The sequence below is a fragment of the Bacillus sp. B1-WWTP-T-0.5-Post-4 genome, assembly GCF_009183795.1.
GTDB classification, from domain to species: Bacteria; Bacillota; Bacilli; order Bacillales; family Bacillaceae_G; genus Bacillus_A; species Bacillus_A cereus.
This window is the reverse complement of sequence record NZ_WEIJ01000002.1, coordinates 57,669-75,692: the sequence shown is the minus strand read 5'-3', so window position 1 is coordinate 75,692 and position 18,024 is coordinate 57,669. Positions and strand designations below refer to the sequence as shown.

Sequence of the window (18,024 nt, the reverse complement as noted above, 5' to 3'; positions counted from 1 at the left end):
GGAAGGATTCTTCCTTTCTTTTTTTTTCAATTAATTGGTATGGATATATTGTGAACTGGATTCAAAGAATAGGAATAATACTATAATTTCCCCAATTTCTTTTGTTGTGAATGGGAAGTAGTAAAGATGTAATAGCCCTGGTGGAATGAAAAGTTACGTTCCAGCGGGGCTATTATATGGTAAGAAATATATGATGAAAGGTTTCGAAGCCAACATGTTAAAAAAAGAAAACTGTTGTTTAATTGCGCTTGCATCAGTTCCACTTGTTATGACATTAGGGAATTCAATGCTCATCCCAATTCTGCCGACTATTGAAAAGAAATTACATATTTCATCGTTTCAAGTATCCATGATTATTACAATTTACTCTATCGTAGCCATTCTACTTATACCGATTGCTGGTTATTTATCAGATAGATGGGGACGAAAGATGGTAATGGTTCCGAGTTTGCTGATTGCAGCTATAGGAGGAGCGATAACTGGTTGGGTATCTTGGAAAGTTGATAATCCCTACAATTGGATATTGATTGGTAGAGCGATTCAAGGTATTGGTGCTGCTGGTGCAATGCCAGTTGTTATACCGTGTGTTGGTGATTTATACAAAGACGAAAAACAAGTTAGTACAGGTTTAGGAATCATAGAAACATCCAATACATTTGGGAAAGTGCTGAGCCCTATTTTAGGGTCTGCTCTTGCTGCCGTTGTATGGTTCTTACCATTTTGGGCGATTCCAATTTTATGCGTAGTATCAATTGTTTTATTACTTGTTCTAGTAAAGGCAAAGAAACAAGAAGGAGAAGTACCACCACTTAAAGAGTTTATAAAATCTATTCTGTCTACGTTTCGAGAAAAAGGAAGATGGTTAATTGCCATTTTTGCATTAGGTGCAATTATTATGCTTATTTTATTCGGAATTCTCTTTTATTTGTCGACTATACTGGAATCAAAGTATGACATTCATGGTATATGGAAAGGGTGTGTGCTTGCTATCCCGTTACTTGTACTGTCACTTAGTTCATATATGGCCGGTAAAAAAATTGGAGATAATCAAAATGTTATGAAGAAGTGTATCTATATTGGTTTTTTAATGGCAGCTGCATCAGTCATCATTCCTTTATTTATAAAAGGGATTTATTTACTACTTCTTTGTCTCGTTATTATGGGGATAGGGATTGGTATGGCACTCCCATGTTTAGATGCCCTCATTACACAAGGAATTGAAAAGGAGCAAAGGGGAACAGTTACGTCATTTTACAGTTCAATGCGATTTATCGGTGTAGCAGCTGGACCACCTTTATATTCTTTTTTCATGAAAGGGGCGGACCATGAAGTGTTTTATTTGACAAGTATTTTCGCTGCCATTGGTGCTGTCATAGCAATCATTTGGATTAAACCAGCAAAGGATGCAAAGACGTTAAAACAGAAACCAGAGCCTACTTCATAATTTGTAAGAGAATTGCATGATGTTTTGAGTAACATGCAATTCTCTTTCGTTCATTAAGAATAAATAACTTGTTTTAACATATAAAGCGCGACACCCCATATGATGAGACCAGAAAATTTATTTAATAATAAAATTGTCTTTCCGGTTGAGTCTAGTCTTTTTAGAAATTTCCCCGCTAACGCTAAGCTTATAAACCAAATCCAAGAAACGATAATAGTTGCAAGTGTGAAAGCCCATTTTTCACTTCCTATGTATTGAATAGAATTTGTTCCAATTACACCGATTGTGTCTAAAATAGCATGTGGATTTAATAACGAAACGGATGCTGCGAAAAGGATTTGCTTTTTTAAGGGCATACTTTTTTCTTGTTTTACATCGTTGGAAGGGTTACTTCTCCAAATAACAAAGCCCATGTATAGGAGAAAGAAAAATCCAATTATATATAACGAGTTAGTTAGCCAAGAAAAAGTAAGGAGTACAAGGGAGACACCTTGCACTGCAATCAATATGAGTAACGTATCACATATAGAGGCAGTTAATACTACAGGGGCTGCCCTCCAAATGTTTGGTTGGCTCGCACCTTGGTTAAAGACAAAAACATTTTGTACACCTAATGGAATGATAAGTCCAAATGCAAGAATGATACCATGAATAATTGCTTCACTCATCATATTACCTCCTATTTTAATTCATTATGATAGTGTATATTGTATAGAAGAAATGAAAATTTGTATCCATCCATATGGTTGGGGAGGTTACCAACCAAAAAGAATATAAGGTGATATAATGGAAAGATTCGTTTGGAAACCGAATATGTCTCTAGCGACTCCTCTGTATAAACAAATAGAAACGTATATAAAAGAAAGGATCGTTAATGGAGAATGGACCGTTGGAACGAAATTACCTTCACAAAGAGATTTGGCACATACATTTGGTGTGAATCGAAGCACAATTGTAATGGCTTTCGATGAACTAGTTGCAAAGGGATACATAGAAGGGAATGGCAGGAAAGGAACAATTGTTGTAAATAATAATGAGAATGCTTCAACTTACGCACCTCCGCCTAATTGGCAGTCTTATGTAGAAACAGGACTTCATTATCCGAATCTCCCAGCTATTCAGGAGATTAATCAAGCTGAATTTTATCCACATGTAATTCGATTAGGAACAGGTGAGCTCGCGCCGAGTCTCTTACCTGAGAAAAAGATGAAAGAAATTATGAATAAGCTTTTAAAGTCAAATGTGACGCTTGGGTATGAAGAGCCGAAAGGAAATTTTTATTTAAGGGAAAAGATTTCCGAATACTTAAAGGGGCATGGTATATGTGTATCTCCGGACTCTATATTAATTGTTTCAGGAGCAATTCAAGCGCTGCAACTTATCTCTATGGGGCTTCTTCCAAAAGGGGCATCCATCTTATTAGAAAAACCATCCTATTTATATTCGCTTAATGTTTTTCAATCCGCAGGAATGCGTTTCATTGGAATACCAATGGATGAGAACGGTTTAAATACATCATATATTACAAAATATAAGAAGCAATTTAATGCATCTATTTTATATACAATCCCGTCTTTTCATAATCCAACGAACTTTAGTATGAATGCGAAGAGACGAATAGAAGTGATGGAAATATGTAATGAAATTGGATTACCTATTATAGAGGACGCAGTGTATCAAGACTTATGGTTTGATGCACCTTGTTCGAAACCTTTAAAAGCCTATGATAAAAACGGAATCGTACTACATATTGGAAGCATGTCCAAAGTAATTAGTCCAGGGTTAAGAATTGGATGGATTGTTGGACCTGAGCCAGTAATTCAAAGATTGTCAGACATAAAAATGCAAACAGATTATGGTTCAAGCACTATATCCCAGCAAATTGCAGCAGAGTGGTTTACAAATGGTCTATATGATGAGCATTTGCGCTTTGTAAGAAGTGAATTGAAAAAACGAAGAGATTTTATGTTACTAATGTTAGATAAATATCTTCGTGAAATAGCAACTTGGCATGAACCAACAGGGGGATTTTATATATGGGTACATATAAAAGTAACCATTTCATATCGCAGTTTATTTGATAAAGCTCTGCAAGAAAAGGTTTTATTAAACCCAGGTACTTTATATGATAGAAGTGCAAATCAATTTTTGCGCCTATCGTATTCATACGCAACGTTAGAAGAAATTGAAATAGGTATAAAAAAACTTGCACAACTAATGAAAAAGTAAGAGGAGAAAGTAATGAAACAATATGTAATTTGCCAAATGATCAATGGAGAAAAATATTTAGCTGCTTATGCGGAGACGAAGCAAGAAGCGATTGAAAAAGCAGAACTGTTAGGATTAAGAACGGGAAATCGTTACATAGTTATTACTGCAGAGGAAGCCGAAGGGTTAACGTATCCTTAAACAATGTACGAGATTATATAATAATAAATAAGTCTAGTAATATAAGAAATTACTAGACTTATTTATTATTAAGTTGTTAAACGTTCTCGTATTTATACGCAAAGTAATAATATTATGAGTCAAGTTGACGAAAAAATCGATTTGTCTTTCGGTCTTGATTTCCTTTTCTATATTCATCGATATATTGCCTAAAGTTCCAAGCTTGTAAAAATTTATTAGCAGAGTTATAACCAGAATTGTAAAGCCATTCTTTTTCTTCCTTTGTCAGTTCAAAATTAGTACTTGTAATCGTTCCTGTTGGAATTGTAATCGTTCTTGCTTTTGATTCCTTATCTAAATGACGTAAATCATGAGCTTGCATCATTGTTTTAAATAGTCCTTTGAACATGGAAATAGGCTCGTTATAGTGAGCAGGATCAGCTTGAATCTCATCTTTTACAAAATGAAATCCGAAAGTCGGCCAGCGAGGAGTGGTAGGTGAATCGAAGATCCAAATTGGATAATTACTTAGAATTCCTCCATCAACCATATAACAAGGCTGCTTCCATTTTGGAGTTCTCCATTTTACGGGTTCAAAGAAGAAGGGGATTGTACTACTCATTCTTACCGCTTTAGCGATAGAGAAGCGATAATTTAAAAATCCGTAGTTTGGTAAGTCGTCAGGAAAGACAACCATTTTACCATTACTAATATCAGAAGCGATGATTTTGAGTTTGTTTAGATCCGGTAAATCAGTAAATAAATGAACACCTTTTTTTCGAAGTAATTCTTCAATCCATTCTTCTATAAATACATTAGAGTATATACCTAGAGTAGTCCATGCACTTAGTCCTTTTCCGATAAAGGGGATTTTGTCAATAAAGGTTTTCTTCGTAAATTTGTTATAATCGATATCAGTTATAATCGTTTTTAGCTCTGAACAAGAATATCCTGCCGCTACAAGTGCCGCGATAATTGCACCAGCTGATGTTCCAGCTACACGTTCCCATTCATAACCTTTTTCGGCTAATGCGCAAATTGCTCCAACATGTGCAATACCGCGTACACCGCCTCCTTCAAAAACACCATCGATCTTCATTAAACATACTTCCTTTCAAATAAAAGATTTGGAAATGGCAAAAAAGCACGTATTGTACGTGCTTTTTTACAATGGTTTTTAAGTTTACTAGCAGCCTACAAAGCCGCCCCAACAGCTAGCTCCGATGATGATTAGAAGGATGAATAAAACGATTAATAAAGCGAAACCTCCGTAACCACAACCACCACAGCTACCGCCGTAACCGTAACCGCCGCAACTATATCCGTAACCCATGTGGAATTCCTCCTTATATTAAAAATAAAAATGAACGAGGGGAAAATGTACTGGAAGAACTAAAGAACTATCGTGTTTGTAGGAACAATGTATAGTATGCTTTTTTAAACTTGTTCGCGTACGAAGGATAAGCCCGTTTTTGGGAGGCTTGTTGATTTTGTAAAGAATGAAGTATAATCTTTGTACTATGATATAAATAAGTATGTAAATGTAAGGAGAATTTATGAATAAAAAAATTGAAGTATTAATTGATAAATATGAACTAACACACTTGAAAGAAGAACTTATTAATACTGTATTTCCTTGTATAAAAGTTGTGCCAAAGCAGCAGGGAACTGTTGCGATAGGTAGTTCGAAAATGGGAGGAGTTCCTGATCTACCAGCTTTATTTGAATATCCAAAGCATAAAGGAAATCCACTACAATTTATCGCGCAATTTAACTTAAGTGATTTACAAAACGTTGGTATGAATCACAATCTTCCTAAGACGGGGATACTGTATTTCTTTTGCATTGAAAATTATTTTGAAGAAAATGTGAATCTAACAGAAGCTGGGCGTGTACTTTATTATGATGTTCCTGTAGAGCAATTACGAAGAGAAAATGAAATACAAGCGAAATATAACCAGTGTGCAATTACTTTTGAACTGACATACAAATTACCAGAACTTTTCATTGAAGATGAGGCTGATTCAGATCGTTTCTTGCAATTACTTGAAGAGCTAATTCCAGATAACTACGATAACCATCAAATGTTTGGTGAGCCATTCTCTGTACAAGAAGAAGTGTTATATGAGACAGGAGAATATATGGGAGTAGACCCGCAGCAAATGACTCTTTTATTCCAAATTGATTCAGATCATAAAAATTGTAATATGGTTTGGGGAGAACTAGGGATGCTATATTTCTGTATTAGTAATGAAGATTTGAAAAATCAACGTTTTGAAAATACATGCTGTGTATTACAAACATGCTAATGAAAAAAGGTTGTTCTTTTAAAAAGAACAACCTTTTTATGTGAATTAGTTAATATGCATAATCTCATATGACCTATACGAAAAAGTATTGTATACTCTGAAACTATACGATACTTTTTCGTATAGTTATAGAATATAAGGAGTGACAAGATGGGAAAGACAAGTAAGTATGTGACAGCTGCCGCACTTTGTTCAACTATAGTAATGGGAGGCTTGCAAGCGTCATCTGTATCTTATGCAGCTACAAATCCGACTACAGTGACAGCACAATCAGATGTAAAGTTATTAGATGATTTCAGAAAAGAATTAAAAAAACAGATTGATAATCGAGAAGAAAATATTACAATCACATATAAAACAAAAGATAGAAATGCTAGAAATATTATGGATCAATTGTATGGTGAGTTTAATAAAATTGTAGATGCTGATGAGTATGTAAAATATAATGTAGCGTCTACTAGATATTCTATTAAAGGAATGCCAGGGGACTATACGTTTACACTGCAAGTAAAATACCGTGAATCAAAAGAACAAACTCAATATGTAAAAGCTCAGGCGAAATCAATTGTTGGATTAATTGTAAAACCAGGGATGGATGAGCATGAGAAAGTAAAAGCTATTCACGATTACGTTGTTAAGCATGTGTCTTATGATACGTCTTATCAAGCGTATACAGCATATGAAGCATTAGCGAATCGTTCTGCCGTTTGCCAAGGATATACATTATTAACGTATGAGTTGTTAAAAGAGGCAGGTATTCAAAACCATATTGTAACAGGCACAGGAAACGGACAAGCTCACGCGTGGAATTTAGTGAACATTGAAAACAAATGGTATCACCTAGATACTACATTTGATGATCCAGTACCAGATAAAGCAGGGCGTGTAACTTACTCATATTTTAACATGTCTGACGAACAGTTAAGTAAAGATCACGACTGGGATCGTAGTAAATATCCAGCAGCAACTACAAGTTATTTTGGTGAATTAACAAACAAAATAAAAGCTGGTAGCTCAAAAACTGTCGTATATGAGCAGATGTTAAAAGAAACAAATTTACAATACTTATCTGCAGAATACGGAGCAGAAAATTATAATGAATTTAAGCAAAAGTTGCAGCAACAGTTTGCAGCCAAACCAGAAAAAGTAGAAGTGCGATATAAGCAGTCCATGGATGGGACGATGCAAGATATAAAGAAAGTATTAAATGAAATAAATTGGCCAAAAGGTGCAAAGCGTGTGTCTTATCAAGTAGCGCCTTATAGTGCATTGGCGGGTTATTCATTAGCGACAATTACATTTACGTATTAAGCAATGGGAAAAAGCACCTGTAAAAGGTGCTTTTTTTATTGATTGATTGATTGATTACTTTTGAATATTAAGAATTATGTGATAAAATAAAAGGATAAGGATGTGAATGTGGAATGAACTTGTTCGAAAGTGATATTTTTACATTGATATATACTTGTTTAGTAATCGGACTTATCGTTTTGTTTTTCATATCATTTACTTTGTTTATTAGAAGAGTATTACAAAGCAGTGCTGCAAAGAAACACCACGTGATTAATATGAACCAGAAGCTAGATCGAATCATTGAATTGCTTGAAAAAGATAAGAAATAGCGATAGAAGAGGTATGAAAAGGGGAATGAGAATGGCGAATTATATAAAAGAATTACGTGAAAAAGTAGGACATGATTATGTTTTCTTAAACTTTGCCGGTGGTTGTGTATTTAATAAAGAAGGAGAAGTATTACTGCAAAAAAGAGGAGACTTTAACGCTTGGGGCTTTCCAGGTGGTGCAATGGAGATAGGAGAATCAGCTGCGGAAACTGCAATCCGGGAAATAAAAGAAGAAACCGGGTATGATGTAGAAATAAATGAGCTTATTGGAGTGTATACAAAATATTTTCAATCATATCCAAATGGAGACAAGGCCCAGTCAATTGTGATGTTCTTTTCATTCTCAATAGTTGGAGGTGACAAAAAAGTAGATGGTGATGAAACGTTGGATTTGAAGTTTTTCCCGTTAGACGACATGCCACCGTTATTTTGTAAACAACATGAAGATTGCCTGCAAGATTTATTGGAGAAAAGAGTAGGGGTATATCGTTAACATATAAAAAAGAAGCTAAATGAAGATTAGCTTCTTTTTTATGTTTAATTTATTTCCACCAATCATCAAACATTGACGCTGGTACTTGTCTTTTATGCTCACTCACTGTGTAACGTTTTTCAATTTTCTCTGCAACGTCAGCTGGAACTGCTTTACCTTCTAAATAATCATCTAATTGATCATAAGTAATACCTAACTCTGTTTCATCAGCTTGACCTGGTTTTTCATCTAATAAATCAGCTGTTGGCATTTTTAAGTACAGTCGCTCGTCTGCGCCTAACTCTTGTAATAATGCACGTCCTTGGCGCTTCGTTAATCCCGTTAATGGTAATAAATCTGCACCACCATCTCCGAATTTTGTAAAGAACCCTGTTACAGCTTCTGCAGCGTGATCTGTTCCGATAACAAGTAGCCCTTTTTGTCCACCAATTGCATATTGAGTAACCATACGGATACGTGCTTTCACGTTACCTTTATTGAAATCTGTTAATGATTCACCCAATAAGTTTTCATATTGATTTGAAAAAGCATCAACAGTTGAAGCAATATCAAATGCAACAGATTGATCTGCTTGAATGAATTGTAATGCTAATTGTGCATCATCTTCATCTTTTTGTACTTTATAAGGAAGACGCACGGCGATAAACGTTGCATTACCACCTTCGTTACGAATTTCTTCAACTGCAAGTTGTGCTAAGCGTCCTGCTAATGTAGAGTCTTGTCCGCCGCTAATACCAAGTACAAATCCTTTTGCACCTGTTTTTTTTACATAATCCTTTAGGAAATCAACTCGTTTACGAATTTCAACTTTTGGATCAATTACAGGCTGAACATGTAATGCTTTCATAATCTGTTCTTGTAATGTCATTATGTTTTCCTCCTATTCATATTAAAGCGGTAAATAAGTTTATATGTATAATGGTACATACTTCTATCCTTTATTATTTCGCAAAACTAACGAATATACAATAGGATGTGTGTATGAATATGAATGTAGTCATTATAAATAAAGTGCTACGTATAAGCAATTTTTTTAAACCTTTCAAAAATGTAAGGTTTTTGTCATTTGAATCGATGGAAGGTATTTCCGCACTTTACTAATATAAAAACATAGATAGTAGAAGGGCGGAGAAGTAATATGAACATTAGAGAACTAGCATATCGGAATGTAACCCGAAATAGACGGACATACTCAGCCTATTTTTTGAGTAGTGCATTTGCAATTATGGCCTTTTTTGTGTATTCATTTTTTGCGTTTCATCCGGCATTAAGTGCAGGAGAATTAGGTCAGTACGTATTCGTAAGTATGTCTTTTGCACAGTCTATTATTTACTTATTTACATTCTTCTTTATTTTATATTCGATGGGAATGTTTTTAAAAACGAGAAAGCGTGAACTAGGAATTTTAATGATGCTAGGTATGACGAAATATCAATTAAAGCGTCTGATCTTTTTTGAAAATATTATGATTGGAATAGGGGCAATTATTTTTGGTATTCTTTCAGGTATGTTATTTTCAGGGGTATTACTATTTGTCGCTCCGATGATATTGAAACTAGATATCTCCTTATCCTATTACATACCGATGAAAGCAATTGTTGTAACGGGTATTATGTTTTTTATTTTATTTATGATCATATCATTGTTTAGTGCAGGAATGATTCGTAAAAATAAGATTATGAAGTTGTTTAGAGGATCAGCAGAGGCGAAACCGGAACCGAAAGCATCAATCATTTCTTCAATATTAGCAGTAGTATTGCTTAGTGCTGGCTATGTAGGAGCTCTTCTATCACATGGAGCAATGGTATTTATTATGATGATTCCTGTTACAACGGTAGTTATTATCGGGACGTATTTGTTGTACAAGCAGCTGAGTGTCTTTATTATTCGATTATGTAAAAAAAGTAAACGTTTCTATTGGACACAGACTAATATTATTACGTTATCAGATTTAGCGTATCGTATGAGAGATAACGCAAGAATGTTCTTTATTGTAACCATTATTTCTACTGTAGCATTTTCCGCAATAGGGACATTAGTAGGCTTCGCATCCATGACGAAAGGTATAATGGAGAGACCAATTGCGTTTCATTACCATTCTAAGCAAGGGAATAGTAACGAATCACAACATATACAAATGATTGACAAAGGATTAAAGAAACATAATATAGCAGCTTCAAAAACTAATATTTCGACAAAGAAAACGGAGGAACAGTCGTTAAGAAGCGCCACTTTTATAAAAGAATCAGATTATAAGGAATATGCAAAGTTAACAGAAGAACCATTTAATACTGTAGCAAATAAAGAGGTTGTATTTTTGTCAGCTGATATACCAGGGCCAGCGATGAAAGAAAGAAAAGAAATTACTTTACCCAATATGAATGAAAGTTTAAAGGTGAAAAAAGTTACTTCATCTTCATTGGGGAAAATATTAAGAGGAAATGTTTATGTAATCTCTAATAATCAATATGATTCATTACAAGATGGATTTATAGAGACAAAAGATTATATGTATAAAACTGAAAGAACGAAAGATGAGATTGAAATTGGTAAAGAGCTTACGCATCAAATTAAACCGTATCAAGAACAGTCAACGTTTAGTGCGGAAGAGTACGAACAAAACCAAAGTTTACAAATTGCAGGACCGATTTTATTTGTAGGTTTCTTTATTGGTATAGTATTTTTCGTTTGCGCAGGAAGTTTCCTTTACTTCCGTTTATTCTCCGATTTGGAGGATGATGCTCGCTTGTTCGAAATGATTCGAAAAGTTGGATTGACGAGTAGGGAATTATCGAAGGTAGTTACAATTCGATTGGTGCTTTTATTCTTCGTTCCAATTGGTGTTGCAACATTACATGGGGCAGTAGCCTTAACGGCGTTAGGGCAAATGTTTGAGTACTCATTGTTTAAAGAAAATACAGTTGTATTAAGTATTTTCATAGGTATTCAAGTTGTATACTTCTTACTTATAAGATCCCGTTATGTAAAACAATTGAAAGAGAGATTACGTATGCATTAAATGTGTTTTTTTAACTCGAGTACAAAATTTTCTAAAAAGAGGCAAGTATTGCCAAAAAGTGATAAAATGGAAAAAGCGAGGTGAAAAAAATTAATAGAGAGAAAGGGGGGAGAAATATGAAAGCAACAGGAGTTATTCGAAAAGTAGACGAATTAGGACGAATTGTTATCCCTAAAGAATTACGCGATGTATTGGGAATACAAATCAAATCACCGCTTGAAATTTTTGTAGAAGCAGATAAAATCATTTTACAAAAATATCAACCTTACAATGCTTGCCAAATCACAGGTGATGTTTCAGAGCAGAACATATCATTAGCAAATGGAAATATTACTGTTGGGATAGAGGGAGCGGAATATTTAGTAAAAGAAATAGAAAAGTTTTTAAACAAGAGTGAGGTTTAGTCTTAATTTATATTATTTTTCAAATTACATATCATTCTTTTAAAAGACTGTAAGAGGACCATTAATTGGTCCTTTTATTTTGGTTATTAGTTGAATGACCCAGGCTATTATTTCCTATAAATCATAGGGGAAATACAAAAGTAGTATAGAGTTAGTAAATGATGTTGAGAAATATTTGAAAAGAAGGAAAACAAAAAGAATAAAACGAATGTTACATTTACACGTATTCAAAAGTGGTCTGAAATGAAAATAATACATTTTCAGGAGGGATTACGATGAGTAGTACAGTGAATAAACAAAAAGGTATACAATTGATTCCATTTATCGTAAATAAAGTTGTAGAACAAGTAAATGAAATTCCACCAGGTGTACAACTGATTCACGCTCCGCAAGTATGGGAAAAGAGTGTGAAGGGGCAAGATGTAGTCGTTGCCGTATTAGATACAGGGTGTGATACTAATCATATAGATTTAAAAGATCGTATTATCGGCGGAAGAAATTTCACAAAAGATTATGAAGCTGATCCAAATGTGTATCTTGATAATAACGGACATGGTACTCATGTCGCGGGGACGATTGCAGCAACTGAAAATGGTGTCGGTGTATTAGGAGTTGCACCGCTTGCTAAAATGTTAGTATTAAAAGTTTTAGCGGGAGATGGTTCTGGAAGTTACGAGCAAATTATTGAGGCAATTCATTATGCTGTAAATTGGAGAGGGCCGAATCAAGAGAAAGTGAGAATTATTTCAATGTCACTTGGTGGTCCGCAAGATGTTCCAGAATTACATGAAGCAATTCAAAAGGCGGTAAAGCAGGATGTTCTCGTTGTATGTGCTGCTGGGAATAATGGAGATTGTAATGATAATACAGAGGAACTAGATTACCCAGGTGCTTACTCGGAAGTAATTGAAGTCGGCGCTGTCAATTTAGAACGGAAAATCACATGTTTTAGTAATTCAAATCAAGAAATTGATCTAGTAGCGCCAGGTGATGAAATATTATCTACGTATCCAGATGGGAAATATGCAGTGTTAAGTGGAACTTCCATGGCGACGCCGCATGTTGCTGGAGCGCTTGCCTTGCTCATTAAACAGTGTGAGAAAGAATACGGTCGAAAGTTATCAGAGCCGGAAATATATGCACAACTTATTAAAAGAACTGTACCTTTAGGGTATGAACGTACATCCGAAGGTAATGGATTATTAGATTTATTAAAAGAATAGCCATATTAAAAAAACATCTCATATGAATATGAGATGTTTTTTTAATATGGCTCTGTCGCATGTAATACAACTTGTAATAAACCTGGGAATCTAGCATTTAAATCTTCTTCACGAATTGAAATGAAACGTTGTGTTCCTTCAAGGCGCGTGTACATAACACCTGACTCACGTAAAACTTTGAAATGGTGAGATAAAGTTGATTTTGCAACAGGGATGTTTAAAGCACCACAAGATTGTTCATTTTTCTCTAGTAACATATTTACAATTTGTAAACGAATTTGATCGCTAAGTGCATATAAGACAGAAGAAAATTGAATTTCTTCTCGATTTGGATGATAGAGTGTACGCATATTTCACCTACTTGTATAAGTTAAGATATTTGCACTATAACATATAAAGTGGTATATTTCTATTGTTCGAATATGTTCGAACAATAGAAATATAGGGGGAGAAAAAATGAAGTATACAAAATTGCAAAAGGCAGGATTAAATATTTCAAAGTTGGGTTTAGGTACAAATGCAGTAGGGGGACATAATTTATATGCTGATGTGAATGAAGAAGAAGGAAAGCGATTAGTAGAAGAAGCTATTCAGCAAGGGATTACATTTTTTGATACAGCAGATTCATATGGTTTCGGTAGATCAGAGGAATTAGTAGGAGAAGTATTAAAGGGAAAACGTCATGAGTTTATACTTGCTACAAAAGGTGGAATTCAACCGTTGTTAAATGGAGAAACTTATATTAACAATGAACCAAGTTATTTAAGGAATGCTGTGGAAAATAGCTTAAGAAGATTACAGACTGAATATATTGATTTATATTATTTACACTTTACAAATCCTGAAACAAGTTACATAGATTCAATCGGAGAGCTTACTCATTTAAAAGAAGAAGGGAAAATTCGTTCAATTGGAATATCGAACGTAAACATAGAACAATTAAAAGAGGCGAATCAACATGGTCATATAGATGTTGTACAATCTCCATACAATATGTTAGAACGTACAGCTGAGGAAGAACTGTTGCCGTATTGTATAGAAGCGGGTATTTCATTTATTCCATATGGGCCTCTTGCTTTTGGAATATTAGGCGGAAAATATACAGAAGATTTTAAATTAAATGAAGTCGATTGGCGTCAAAATGTAAATCTATTTGAAGAAAATACATATAAGAGTAATTTTAAGAAAGTGAATAAGTTAAAAGGGCTAGCTAAAGAAAATGATATTGAAGTGTCTCATTTAGCGTTAGCATGGTTATTAAATAAAGAAGGAATTGATACTGTTATACCTGGTGGAAAGCGGGCAGAGCAGGTAAGAGAAAGTGTGAAAGCGGTAGACGTTGCATTGAATGAAAGAGTCATGAAAGAAATCCAATCTATTTTAGAAGATTAGTTAAACAGAGGGAGAGTACCCTCTGTTTATATAAGGAGAAGGTCTAAATGAACAGAGTACTAGCTGTATTTTTTATGATAATGTTTATGATCGGTACAGATACTTTCTTAATTTCACCACTGTTGCCGACATTGCAACAGGTGTATCATGTTTCAACTGAGTTGTCAGGATGGATGGTGAGTTCGTATGCTTTAGGGTATGCTGGATTTGCGCTTATTGCTGGTCCTATATCAGATGGATTAAACAGAAAAAAAGTGATGGTACTAGGTATGAGTTTTTTTGCAATAAGTACGTTTTTGTGTGGAATTGCACCGAGTTTTTTATGGATGCTAACATTTAGATTTTTAGCAGGTGTAAGTGCAGCTTTTGTATCTCCACAAGTGTGGGCATCTATTCCGCTCCTTATAGAGAAGAAGCAAATTGTGAAAGCAATTGGGGTTGCAACAGCAGGGTTATCAATCTCTCAAATTTTAGGGCTGCCACTGGGAGCTTATTTAGCAACGATACATTATACAATCCCATTCTATTTCATTGGTATATTATCAGCACTACTTGTCATTCTTATTTATGTTGTATTACCAGAAATACAGTCGGTTCATATAGGTGGAAATAAAAAAGCGATTTTACAGCGTTATAAACAATTACTTACAGATTCAAAGGTTTCACTTTCTTATTTTGCATACTTTGTTTTTCAAACCGGAAATTTTGCTGCATTTTCATTTTTTGGTGTATGGCTTTCCATTCAATTTGGCTTACAAGTTCATGAAGTAGGTACAGCTATGCTCGTATTAGGGTTAGGAAATTTAACTGGTAATATTTTTGGTCCTAGAATCGTAAATAAAATTGGTTATAACCTTTCTTTCTATGGTGGAATTATATTTACAGCAGTGCTATATGTATTACTTCCACATGTAAAGAACATTGTATTGGTGGAGTTATCGTTCTTTGCTTTGTTTTTTTGGACAGGAATTTTGTTTGTATTAATGATGAGGCACTTACAAAACATATCTAGTGCAGCAAGAGGAACAGGAGCCGCGCTTGCAAATGCTTCTATGTATATTGGTCAAATGATTGGTGCGGCAATAGCAGGAATGTTATTTGCAGTATCTCACAATTTTATACTTATAGGTAGTTTTACTGCGTTACTATATATAGGAGCTTTATTTTTGTTTAGAAAAAGTGAAAAACTTACTGAAAATAGTGAAACAGGAATTGCATCATAAAGCTTGTATAAATATTTCGCAAATCAGAATTAATAAGAGTGTGAATACATGAATGTGCTTTTAATTAAAGTAGTTACTAAAAGTATAGAAATAGTAGAAGAAATGTATTGTAACAAAGTTATGAGGAATCAAAAAATAAAAATCCCTATAAAGATAGGGATTTATATATCGGCATATAGTTCCTTGGAAAAGGATATACTTAGTTTAGCATATCGGACTACTTATATTTGTGAAATAGATGTGAAAGTAATGTGAAAAATGCCGAAGGAAAAAACTATTTAAATAGAGGGCAATTTAGATGGGGATATGGATTTTACATAAATGTTGTGTTATATTTCTACTTATCTGTTAATAATTACATATTTTAATTTTATTAGGGATAAAAGGGAGAGGTTTAAATGCAATGGTATTTGAAAGCTCTAAAGAATTATGGGAATTTTAGTGGTAGAGCTACGCGAAAAGAGTACTGGATTTTTAGTTTATCCAATATCGTAATTTTTTGGCTACTGTTATTTTTATCATCATTTTCAGAGGTGTTAGTTGCTATTATTGCGTTGCTATTTATGTTAGTAATGATTATACCAAGTTTTTCGGTTGGTGCACGACGATTACATGATATTGGGAAAACGGGATGGTGGCAACTATTAAATTTTGTACCGTTTGGTAGCGTTGTTTTACTTGTATTTTTTATCATTGAAAGTGAAGAAAATGACAATCAATACGGACCAAATCCGCATTCAGATTTAAAAGAAGCGATTTAATAAACTTATTTAGTTTGTAGCATTACTAGTTCAATTATTTTATCTATTATTAAAATGGTTTGCGTGGGCTAATATTATTAGGTTGATCTTTAGGTCTAGATGACTTTTGAAACTGTAAAAATGGAAAGATAAAGGCGGAGAGAATATAGCATGGAAAGAAAAAAATTCTAAATAAAAAGCACTGTTTTAGCTAATGTAGCTAAAACAGTGCTTTTCTCTTTGATTGAACAGTTGCAGCATTTTCATCATGTATACCTGCATCTTTAATAATTCGTTGTTTTGCTTTATTTAATAGATGGTTTACTGCTTCACCAAAATAGTTAGCTTCGCTTTTTGTGCGGGCTTCTCGTAAACATTTATAGTTTTCTAGCAGTTCCTCTTTTTCGGAGTTTGTTAAGAAATCTTCTATTTTCTTTTTTGTCATACGAAACACCCTTTCTCCTGACAAACGACGCAATAGAAAATATTTATTTCTCATTATAACAATAATTTTAAAAGAAAGTATACACTAACGTCGCAATAATTTGTCAATTTCTTGAATCTTCTCATCAGCTTTCCCAATTTGCGTATTTTTAGCCTGTTCGCCACCAAGAGCTTGATGTAGTAAGAAAGTTTGGCCAGAAATAGCAGTTACAATGGATACTTTTATAATTTCTTTTATCGCGGTGACATCGAATAAAACGAGCCCAAGAAGTGCGGCTAGGCTACCAGTAAAAATATCAGTTAAAAATCCAAAATGAAAAAATGTTTTCAAACGGCGTGGAAGCAATAACTTACCTTGGTTATTGATTAGATGGGAAACGAAGCCGGTAATGCCACCAACGAGAACAGCGGTTAGCCATTGATACATTTCCATCGAATCCACTCCTTTTAGTGAATAAGATTCGATTATTTTATATTGATTCCTTTTAATATTTCATATAAGCATATTGAGAAAGTTTGTTTGGGTATATTTTGTATTCAATTTAATTATAACAGAAAATTTCGAAAGGTTTCAGTCTATTATATGAATCATTTTTACAATAATATGAATGCAGAAAGGGGTGCGTGATATGAAGATAGATTATCGAATAAGAAGTGTAGATGGTTATACAAAAAATATAGGGGAATTAGTAAGCATGCTGGAGCATACGAGGGCTGTAACATTAGGCGAAGTAAAAAATTTATCAGTTGAGCAATTAGATTTAATTATGCAGAGCAGCGGAAATTCAATTGGCGCCTTATTAAAGCATATAGCAGCTATTGAAAAAGTTCATCAGCTTATTTCATTTCAAAATCGTGACTTTACAAAAGAAGAATTAGAAATATGGGAAGATGCACTGTATTTAGGGGAAGCGGGTAGAGCGATCCGTGGTCATGAAATACAGTATTATGTACAACTTCTACAAAGTGTTCGAGAAGAATCTCTGAAGTATTTAAGTGAACAAAGTGATGAGTGGCTCATGTCAGAAAGAAAGTGGCCTAACGGTGTAATATATAACCAGCACTATCTTTGGTATCATGTGCTAGAAGATGAAATTAGTCACCGAGGACAAATTAGAATGCTCAAAAGAAAGTTGTTTGAAAATTACGTTAAATAATGTAGCTTTTTATAGGAGAATTCCATATAATGAGAGTAATTAAAAGAAGAACGGGGTGATGTATTATGGCGAAAATAACTTATATGAATAATAAACCAAATACAAAGGTGGATGGAAAGGGCGAGACTATATAAGTGAGCGCACGATCCTTCCGCTTAGCTTACAC

The 18,024-nt window shown here is 34.1% G+C and carries 22 protein-coding genes; 15 read left to right on the top strand and 7 right to left on the bottom strand.

Annotated elements, in window-relative coordinates:
- Positions 1–214: 214 nt before the first annotated feature.
- Complete coding sequence (gene bcbE, locus GBN91_RS06015; RefSeq protein WP_033687723.1) at positions 215–1,444, top strand: bacillibactin exporter BcbE; 1,230 nt, start codon at positions 215–217, stop codon at positions 1,442–1,444.
- Between the two features lie 53 nt (positions 1,445–1,497).
- On the opposite strand, the gene GBN91_RS06010 is transcribed toward bcbE, so the two are convergent.
- Positions 1,498–2,112: a LysE/ArgO family amino acid transporter gene (locus GBN91_RS06010; protein WP_001287303.1), complete on the bottom strand. Its 615-nt coding sequence runs from the start codon at positions 2,110–2,112 to the stop codon at positions 1,498–1,500.
- Between the two features lie 118 nt (positions 2,113–2,230).
- On the opposite strand from GBN91_RS06010, the gene GBN91_RS06005 reads away from it, so the two are divergent.
- Positions 2,231–3,673: an aminotransferase-like domain-containing protein gene (locus GBN91_RS06005; RefSeq protein WP_000439414.1), complete on the top strand. Its 1,443-nt coding sequence runs from the start codon at positions 2,231–2,233 to the stop codon at positions 3,671–3,673.
- 12 nt (positions 3,674–3,685) lie between these two features.
- Positions 3,686–3,853, top strand: coding sequence for a DUF3933 family protein (locus GBN91_RS06000; RefSeq protein ID WP_000816389.1), 168 nt, complete (start codon positions 3,686–3,688; stop codon positions 3,851–3,853).
- A gap of 112 nt (positions 3,854–3,965) precedes the next feature.
- Here GBN91_RS06000 and GBN91_RS05995 read toward each other — a convergent pair whose 3' ends face one another.
- Both GBN91_RS05995 and GBN91_RS05990 read right to left on the bottom strand, forming a co-directional pair.
- Positions 3,966–4,931, bottom strand: a complete 966-nt coding sequence (locus GBN91_RS05995; RefSeq protein ID WP_000686794.1) for a patatin-like phospholipase family protein — start codon at positions 4,929–4,931, stop codon at positions 3,966–3,968.
- 87 nt (positions 4,932–5,018) lie between these two features.
- A complete protein-coding gene (locus GBN91_RS05990) occupies positions 5,019–5,165 on the bottom strand; it encodes a YjcZ family sporulation protein (protein ID WP_000540425.1) in 147 nt (48 codons plus the stop codon).
- Positions 5,166–5,388: 223 nt separating this feature from the next.
- Between GBN91_RS05990 and GBN91_RS05985 the strand changes: the two genes are divergently transcribed.
- The 4 genes from GBN91_RS05985 (at position 5,389) to GBN91_RS05970 (ending at position 8,256) form a co-directional block, all read left to right on the top strand.
- Positions 5,389–6,141 (top strand): YwqG family protein, encoded by a 753-nt coding sequence (locus GBN91_RS05985; protein ID WP_069604269.1) that lies wholly within the window; start codon positions 5,389–5,391, stop codon positions 6,139–6,141.
- A 150-nt stretch (positions 6,142–6,291) separates the two neighbouring features.
- Complete coding sequence (locus tag GBN91_RS05980; protein WP_152121315.1) at positions 6,292–7,452, top strand: transglutaminase domain-containing protein; 1,161 nt, start codon at positions 6,292–6,294, stop codon at positions 7,450–7,452.
- Positions 7,453–7,565: 113 nt separating this feature from the next.
- Positions 7,566–7,763: a DUF4083 domain-containing protein gene (locus GBN91_RS05975; protein ID WP_001048091.1), complete on the top strand. Its 198-nt coding sequence runs from the start codon at positions 7,566–7,568 to the stop codon at positions 7,761–7,763.
- A gap of 31 nt (positions 7,764–7,794) precedes the next feature.
- Positions 7,795–8,256 (top strand): NUDIX hydrolase, encoded by a 462-nt coding sequence (locus GBN91_RS05970; protein ID WP_000024999.1) that lies wholly within the window; start codon positions 7,795–7,797, stop codon positions 8,254–8,256.
- Between the two features lie 49 nt (positions 8,257–8,305).
- Here the strand turns inward: GBN91_RS05970 and nadE are convergent, their stop codons facing one another.
- Positions 8,306–9,124, bottom strand: coding sequence for an ammonia-dependent NAD(+) synthetase (nadE, locus tag GBN91_RS05965; RefSeq protein WP_000174901.1), 819 nt, complete (start codon positions 9,122–9,124; stop codon positions 8,306–8,308).
- Positions 9,125–9,394: 270 nt separating this feature from the next.
- Between nadE and GBN91_RS05960 the strand changes: the two genes are divergently transcribed.
- The 3 genes from GBN91_RS05960 to GBN91_RS05950 all read left to right on the top strand — a co-directional run bounded on the left by GBN91_RS05960 (position 9,395) and on the right by GBN91_RS05950 (position 12,902).
- A complete protein-coding gene (locus GBN91_RS05960) occupies positions 9,395–11,275 on the top strand; it encodes an ABC transporter permease (protein WP_152121314.1) in 1,881 nt (626 codons plus the stop codon).
- Between the two features lie 116 nt (positions 11,276–11,391).
- The gene (locus tag GBN91_RS05955) at positions 11,392–11,679 is read left to right on the top strand and encodes an AbrB/MazE/SpoVT family DNA-binding domain-containing protein (protein WP_000648324.1); all 288 of its coding nucleotides are present in this window, start codon (positions 11,392–11,394) and stop codon (positions 11,677–11,679) included.
- A 275-nt stretch (positions 11,680–11,954) separates the two neighbouring features.
- A complete protein-coding gene (locus GBN91_RS05950; RefSeq protein WP_000099746.1) occupies positions 11,955–12,902 on the top strand; it encodes a serine protease in 948 nt (315 codons plus the stop codon).
- A gap of 41 nt (positions 12,903–12,943) precedes the next feature.
- Here GBN91_RS05950 and GBN91_RS05945 read toward each other — a convergent pair whose 3' ends face one another.
- On the bottom strand, positions 12,944–13,252 hold the full coding sequence (locus GBN91_RS05945) for an ArsR/SmtB family transcription factor (protein ID WP_001259906.1): 309 nt from the start codon (positions 13,250–13,252) through the stop codon (positions 12,944–12,946).
- 106 nt (positions 13,253–13,358) lie between these two features.
- Between GBN91_RS05945 and GBN91_RS05940 the strand changes: the two genes are divergently transcribed.
- The 4 genes from GBN91_RS05940 to GBN91_RS05925 all read left to right on the top strand — a co-directional run bounded on the left by GBN91_RS05940 (position 13,359) and on the right by GBN91_RS05925 (position 16,278).
- A complete protein-coding gene (locus GBN91_RS05940) occupies positions 13,359–14,294 on the top strand; it encodes an aldo/keto reductase (RefSeq protein ID WP_000877965.1) in 936 nt (311 codons plus the stop codon).
- A gap of 47 nt (positions 14,295–14,341) precedes the next feature.
- Positions 14,342–15,517: an MFS transporter gene (locus tag GBN91_RS05935; RefSeq protein ID WP_001082492.1), complete on the top strand. Its 1,176-nt coding sequence runs from the start codon at positions 14,342–14,344 to the stop codon at positions 15,515–15,517.
- A gap of 48 nt (positions 15,518–15,565) precedes the next feature.
- Positions 15,566–15,772 carry a hypothetical protein gene (locus GBN91_RS29535; RefSeq protein WP_001101741.1) on the top strand — a complete coding sequence of 69 codons (207 nt, stop codon included), beginning with the start codon at positions 15,566–15,568 and terminating at the stop codon, positions 15,770–15,772.
- 143 nt (positions 15,773–15,915) lie between these two features.
- Positions 15,916–16,278 carry a DUF805 domain-containing protein gene (locus GBN91_RS05925; protein ID WP_001198796.1) on the top strand — a complete coding sequence of 121 codons (363 nt, stop codon included), beginning with the start codon at positions 15,916–15,918 and terminating at the stop codon, positions 16,276–16,278.
- Between the two features lie 199 nt (positions 16,279–16,477).
- On the opposite strand, the gene GBN91_RS05920 is transcribed toward GBN91_RS05925, so the two are convergent.
- Both GBN91_RS05920 and GBN91_RS05915 read right to left on the bottom strand, forming a co-directional pair.
- Entirely contained in the window at positions 16,478–16,702 is a 225-nt protein-coding gene (locus tag GBN91_RS05920) for a hypothetical protein (RefSeq protein ID WP_000162602.1), read from the bottom strand.
- 84 nt (positions 16,703–16,786) lie between these two features.
- On the bottom strand, positions 16,787–17,134 hold the full coding sequence (locus GBN91_RS05915) for a DUF4257 domain-containing protein (RefSeq protein ID WP_000426317.1): 348 nt from the start codon (positions 17,132–17,134) through the stop codon (positions 16,787–16,789).
- A 196-nt stretch (positions 17,135–17,330) separates the two neighbouring features.
- On the opposite strand from GBN91_RS05915, the gene GBN91_RS05910 reads away from it, so the two are divergent.
- Positions 17,331–17,858, top strand: coding sequence for a DinB family protein (locus tag GBN91_RS05910; protein WP_000687338.1), 528 nt, complete (start codon positions 17,331–17,333; stop codon positions 17,856–17,858).
- The last annotated feature ends 166 nt before the right edge of the window (positions 17,859–18,024 follow it).